The following is a 6904-nucleotide window of genomic DNA, read 5'->3' as shown; positions in this document are numbered from 1 at the left end:
TCAGATCATCAACGTGATCGACACCACCCGCCCGGTAGTGGCAGGCATTGCTCCGCGAGATACCACCGTATCCTGCGATGCCGTGCCCGATCCCGCCACATTCCCGGTATCCGATAACTGCTCCGTGGAAGCCAATATCGATACAACATTCACACAAACACGCATCAACGGCACTTGCGCCAATACCTATCAACTGGTAAGGGAATGGACGCTCAGAGATGAATGCGGCAATAGTACAATCGTCCGCCAGCGCATCAACGTGATAGACACCACCCGCCCGATAGTGGTAGGACCGGCACCACGGGATACCACCGTATCCTGCGATGCAGTGCCCGACCCGGCTACATTCCCGGTTGCAGACAACTGCTCAGTGGAAGCCAACATTGATACAACATTCAGACAGACACGTATCAACGGCGCTTGCGCAAATACCTATCAGCTCGTTAGGGAATGGACGCTCACCGATGAATGCGGTAATAACACCCTCATCCGCCAGCGCATCAATGTGATAGACACCACCCTGCCCAGGTTCGTCCTCCCCCTCCCGGCCAACATGACGGTGGAATGCGACAACATCCCCGACCAGCCGGATCTGGAAGCGACCGACAACTGTACCAGCGAGGTGCTCGTAGTGAAGAACGAAACCAGGCAACCGCTGCCCGGCAGGTGCGTCAACAACTACCTGATCATCCGCACATGGACGGCGATCGATGATTGCAACAACACCGTTACACATACGCAAACGCTCACGGTGATAGACACCACCGCGCCGGTATTCGACATGATACCGCCCGCCAACATCACCGTGGCCTGTGATTCCGTACCGGCACAAGCGGAGATCGACGCTACCGACAATTGCTCGGCCGACAACCGCGTGACCGTTACCACCTCACAGGTACGGGTAGACGGCGCCTGCGCCAACAGCTACCAGCTGATCCGCACATGGACCGCACAGGATGAATGCGGCAATACAACAGTGATCACGCAGACCATCAACGTAGAAGACCGCGTTGCGCCTGTGTTCACCACCCACCCGCGCGACACCGTCGTATCCTGTGACGCAGTGCCGGCACAACCGGAGCTCACGGCAACGGACAACTGCTCCGCTCCTGCCAGCATCACCATCACACCGGCGGAAACCCGCATAAATGGTACATGCGCCAACAGCTACCGCCTTGTCCGCACATGGACCGCGGTGGATGAATGCGGCAACACCACCCAATGGACGCAGAACGTGACCGTGGAAGACCGCACCAAACCGGTGTTCTTCACGCCAACGCCTGCAGACACCGCCGTGGATTGCAACGCAATACCCGCACCGCCGGTAATGATGGCGAAAGACAACTGTACCGATACCCTGAACGTGAATATCGCGTACACCCAGGAACATATCGACATCACCGGCGCATGCGCCAACAACTACCGGCTGCTGCGCAGATGGACCGCCACGGATGAATGTGGCAACGCCACCACCGTGATCCAGGTGATTGATGTAAGGGATACCACGAAGCCGCAATTCGTATCGGCAGCTCCCGCGGACACCACGGTGAACTGCGATGCCATCCCGGCACAGCCGGACATCGATGCGACGGACAACTGCTCCGTTACCGCGAATATTGCCGTAGTGGCGGCAGAAAGAAGGGAAAACATTCCCGACGCCTGCGTCAACAACTACCGCCTCATCCGCACATGGACTGCCACCGACGAATGCAACAACACCACGGTAATGACCCAGGTGATCACCGTACAGGATACCACCAAACCGGTATTCACCATGGCAACACCGGCCAACGTCACCGTGGAATGTAACGCCATCCCCACGCAGCCGATGCTCACCGCCGCGGATAACTGCAGCGCAGGAACCGGCGTAACAGTGACCCGCGCAGAACGGATGGAACAGATACCCGGCGCTATCTGCACCAGCAACTACCGCCTCATCCGCACATGGACGGCTACCGACCAGTGTGGTAACAGCTCCACCGTTACGCAAACGATCACCGTAGTGGATAACACGGCGCCGACATTCACCATGTCAACACCGGCGGACGTAACCGTAGAATGTAACGCCATCCCGGCGCAACCGGACCTGACCGCAACGGACAACTGTACGCCGTCCGGCAACATCAGCATCGTGAAGAACGAACGCCGTGAAAACATACCGGGCGCCTGCGTGAACAATTACCGCCTCATCCGCACATGGACCGCTACGGACCTCTGCGGCAATGAAACCACGGTACAGCAGGTGATCACTGTACGCGACATCACCGCGCCCACATTCACCCAGTCCGTTCCGGCGGATGCTACCGTAGAATGCAGTGCCATCCCCGTAATGCCGGACCTCCAGGTGACCGACAACTGTACACCGTCCAACCGCGTAACAGTCGTGAAGACCGAACGCCGTGAAGACATCCCCGGCGCCTGCGTGAACAACTACCGCCTCATCCGCACATGGACCGCTACAGACGAATGCAGCAATACGAGGACCGTGCAGCAGGTGCTCACGGTAGTAGACAGAACGCCGCCCGCCTTCACCGTGGCCACGCCTGCCAACGCCATCGTGGAATGTAGCGCCATCCCCGCGCAGCCGGACCTGGCCGCAAGGGATAATTGCACCACCAGCCCGATCAGCATCGTGAAGGCCGAACGCCGTGAAAACATCCCCGGCGCCTGCATGAACAACTACCGCCTGATCCGTACATGGACGGCTACCGACGAATGCGGCAACAGCGCCGTAGTGACGCAGGTGCTCACGGTAGTGGATAGAACAGCGCCCACCTTCTCCATGCCGGTACCGGCAGATGTAACGGTGGAATGCGACGCCATCCCGGCGCAGCCGGACCTGACGGCAACGGACAATTGCAGCGCCGTAAACAGCATCAACATCGTTAAAAACGAAATAAGGGAAAACATACCGGGCGAATGTATCAACAGCTACCGCCTGATCCGTACATGGACCGCTACCGACGAATGCGGCAACAGCGTCACTGTAAGACAGGTAGTGACCGTGCAGGACAGAACGGCGCCGGTATTCACCATCCTGCCGCCGGCAAACATCACGGTGAATTGCCATGAAGTGCCCGCAGCACCGGTATTAACGGCAACGGACAACTGCTCCGGCAACAACGTGACCGTGGCTTACTCCTTCCGGAAACAGATACTCTCCGCAACCTGTATCAATAACTACAGGCTCACACGCACCTGGACGGCCACCGACGAATGTGGTAACCAGGCAGTGGCTACACAGATCGTAACCGTGATAGACACTACCGGCCCGATATTCAACGCGCCTGTTCCGCAGGATATGACGGTAAGCTGTGAAGCGATCCCCGCACCGGTGATCGTTACCGCCTCCGACAACTGCAGCCGCCCCGGCGCGGTAAGGGTAACACACCGCCAGGTGAAAGAAAGCATACCGGGCGAATGCACCGGCAACTACCGCCTGATCAATATCTGGACGGCCAGGGACGAATGTGGCAACACCTCCGAACTGCGCCAGGTGATCACCGTAGTAGATACCACCAGCCCCGTGATCGCCATGCCGCCGGCAGACATCACCGTGCCTTGCGGATCTCCGGTTCCGACGGCGGATGTCAGGCTGATGGCTTCGGACAACTGCGATCCTTCCTTCCCGAAACTCGTGAGCTACACCACAGATCCTTTCGTAAGGGATATCTGCAACGGCTATACGATCGTAAGAAGGTGGAGCGTGGCCGATGCATGCGGCAACGCAGCGCAGGAAGTGACACAGCGGATCATTGTGCTGCCCTGTCCGAAACCTGAACTGGCGGCGGATGTGATCGTGAACTGCTCCAGCAATCCGTTCATCACGCTGAAAACGAATGGCAGAGTGACCAGGCCGGTATATACACTGGTAGGCGTAACGCCGGCCAATGCGGTACGGGTACCGATGACCTCTTCCAACCCGCGCTTCAATGTGAATGGCGCCACCTCCGCATCCTTCATTGTAAGGGACGGTGCAACAGGCTGCGCTTCCGATACCATGACGTACGACATCACCTACCTCCAGATGCCGGTGGTGAACCTCGGCAACGATACCAGCCTTTGCGGCGGTAACGGCATGGTGCTGGACGCTGGCGCCGCCAACTTCGGCTACCAGATCCGGTGGTCTACCGGTGAAACCACCCAGCGTATCCGGATAACACAGGCAGGCACGTACAGGGTAACTGTCAGCAACGGCATGTGTACGGCAACAGACGAGATCACCGTAGGCGTTATACCGATGCCGCTCGTCAACCTCCCGGACACCACCATCTGCCGCGGCCAGAACGTGATACTGGATGCCTCCGTACCGGGAGCCTCCTACCTCTGGAGCACCGGCGCCACCACGCCGTCTATCAACGTCAGCACACAGGAACAGTTCTGGGTGCGCGTAGCGAAGAACGGATGTATCACCATCGACACCATCAACGTAACCGTGAACCCGCCGCCGGATATCAGCCTCAGCAGGGACACCAGCATCTGCCCCGGCCAGTCCGTGCTCCTCACGGTAAGCACCGATGCAGGACGCATACAATGGGGAACCGGCGAGATCGGCAACTCCATCCTGGTGAGCAAAGCAGGCAACTACTCCGTGGCCGTGTACAGGGACAATTGCGTGGTGCGTGAAATGGTGAGAGTGGCCGAACGCCCGGATATGGAATTAGACCTCGGTCCGGACAGGATCATCTGCCCCGGCGGCAGCATCCTCGTAGACGCGCGCCACCCGGATGCATCCACCTACCGCTGGAACGACGGGGACCTCAACCCTGTGAAGTCCTTCTCGCAAGGCGGCAAGTACATCCTCGGGGTGCTCGACAGGTATTGCGACCGCTATAAGGAAGACAGCTTCAACGTGATCGTGGCCGGTCCGCCGACCGTGAACCTGGGCAACGACACCGTCATCTGTAAAGGCCGCCGCTTCATGCTGAAAGCGAACGCCGTGAACGCCACTTCCTACCTCTGGAGCAACGGTCAGACCAGCAGCTCCATCGAGATCACGGAACCAGGCACCTACAGCGTGACCGCCTTCAACGATTGCGGCAGCACAACAGACGAGATCACCATCGATGTGAAGGAATGCGACAGCCGTCCGGACTTCCCGAACGCCTTCTCACCGAACGGCGACGGCAATAACGATGTGTTCCGCCCCGTAGTGAGAGGACCAATGTACGACTACGAGCTGCGCATCTTCAACCGTTGGGGTGAGCTGGTATTCCTCAGCAAAGACATGAACGAGGGCTGGAACGGCTGGTACAAAGGCCGCCCGGTAGATATCGGCACCTTCGTATGGTGGATGACCTACAAGAAAGTGGTCAACGGCCCGAGCTTCATTATCAAAGGAGATGTAACTGTGATAAGGTAACAACAAACACTATATCAATCCTTGCAAAGGGGCGGCGAAGTAAGCCGCCCCTTTGCGTTTTAGAAACTGTATTATTTATTATGCAGCCGGCAATTGTTCAACTATCAACTTTACTTGCGTCGCACTCTTCAACTTTTTGTCCGCTCATTTTCCATTCATTTTTATCATAGCGATTTTCGAATTGAAAACCTGCTTAAATTGCAGCCGTCAAAAGATTTATTTGTTAACCCTGGAAGATTTCTCCCGGAATCTTTCAGAAAAAATATCACGCGCAATGGCATATCTGCACTGCAAAACAAAGAGAAAGTATTATCAGCAAAATTGTAGGAAAAGCCTGATGAAGATATCCGCACCAGAAAACGGAATGGGCTAAAAAAACGATACCCGGAAGTTTGACTTGCGCCAGGGACGACCGGGAATTAGATACCACAAATATATACCTTTTTTTAAGACTTCAAAAAAAAATTCATGAATTTTAAAGATTTCGAGCACAATATTTCTCCTGCCCGGCTGGACCGGTATCGTATCGCCTGCCAGGGCAATACACAAAAAGCCATGACACTCTACCGCAAGAATCTCAAAGTTTCTCAAAAACTGTTTACGATCATCAGTTGCTTTGAAGTTACGTTGCGCAACACGATCAACCGGCATTGCACTGCAGCGCTCGGACCAGACTGGCTGCGGGATGCCGCATTGGAAGGCGGGCTGTTTGATAACGAGAACTGCGCAAAAACCGCCGGCACGATCAGGGAGGTGTTATCGTCGCTGGCGGACAGATACTCCCATAATAAACTGGTAGCCGGGCTTGGCCTCGGTTTCTGGCGTTATCTTTTCTCCCGTCATCAATACAGGGCATTGGGTCAGAATCTGCTTTCCCTCTTTTCCTCCAGGCCACAAAGCACGGCGGCAGTTAAATACAATGCTCCATTTATTTTCCGGCAACTTACCCGGATCAATAATATACGCAACCGCATCGCTCATCATGAACCTATATGTTTTCTGGAACGGCAACCCGTAAAGGACACGGTTTATATCCGGCAACATTATGCCTGCATCCTGCAATTGCTGCAATGGATGTCCATCGATGTAGATTCCTTATTCTATGGATTGGACCAGGTAAGCCAGGTATGTGACGAAATTGATGCTTTATAAAGATCACCCCTTCCCTATCCTCCCCAAATGCGTATCCTTAAAATCCGTAATGAACTTCAACCCGTAACCGAACAACCGGTCCATGCAGGAATGCGCGAATAGAATGATGCCAATGAAAGTGACGATCTCGCTGGAAAAGTAAGTGCCTGCGAAATATACAGCGATCGCCACGGCTTTATGATGGAAGAAATTATATACATACGCCCCCGCCTTCGGGCCGGCCAGGTAACCGATCATGCTGATGTCCGGCAATAAAAGGCAGCCGAAAAACCACCAGAGGGACAGGGAACATTGCTGGTTAAACATCAGCAAAGCCAGCAGGAACATGAACAGCTCTTCCAGTTTGAGTAATTTCGTCATAACAAGAGAATGAATTGAAGTCCCCAAATC

General features: G+C 55.5%; 3 protein-coding genes. 2 read left to right on the top strand and 1 reads right to left on the bottom strand.

Annotated features, from left to right (window positions below; genetic code table 11):
- The first annotated feature begins 13 nt into the window (after nt 1-13).
- On the top strand, nt 14-5362 hold the full coding sequence (locus CCY01nite_RS18930; protein WP_222614436.1) for a T9SS type B sorting domain-containing protein: 5349 nt from the start codon (nt 14-16) through the stop codon (nt 5360-5362).
- 468 nt (nt 5363-5830) lie between these two features.
- Nucleotides 5831-6514 carry an Abi family protein gene (locus CCY01nite_RS18925; protein ID WP_146865071.1) on the top strand — a complete coding sequence of 228 codons (684 nt, stop codon included), beginning with the start codon at nt 5831-5833 and terminating at the stop codon, nt 6512-6514.
- Between the two features lie 3 nt (nt 6515-6517).
- Here the strand turns inward: CCY01nite_RS18925 and CCY01nite_RS18920 are convergent, their stop codons facing one another.
- Entirely contained in the window at nt 6518-6874 is a 357-nt protein-coding gene (locus CCY01nite_RS18920; protein ID WP_146865070.1) for a DUF4260 domain-containing protein, read from the bottom strand.
- Nucleotides 6875-6904: the final 30 nt, after the last annotated feature.

It is taken from the genome of Chitinophaga cymbidii (genome assembly GCF_007992715.1).
GTDB classification, from domain to species: Bacteria; Bacteroidota; Bacteroidia; order Chitinophagales; family Chitinophagaceae; genus Chitinophaga; species Chitinophaga cymbidii.
Note: the sequence above shows the minus strand (reverse complement) of the source record. Positions and strands in the feature narration are given on the sequence as shown.

Bases quoted from the DNA above. Each gene is read 5' to 3' on its own strand.
- CCY01nite_RS18925 (WP_146865071.1), top strand. From the start codon at position 5,831: ATGAATTTTAAAGATTTCGAGCACAATATTTCTCCTGCCCGGCTGGAC.
- CCY01nite_RS18920 (WP_146865070.1), bottom strand. From the start codon at position 6,874: ATGACGAAATTACTCAAACTGGAAGAGCTGTTCATGTTCCTGCTGGCT.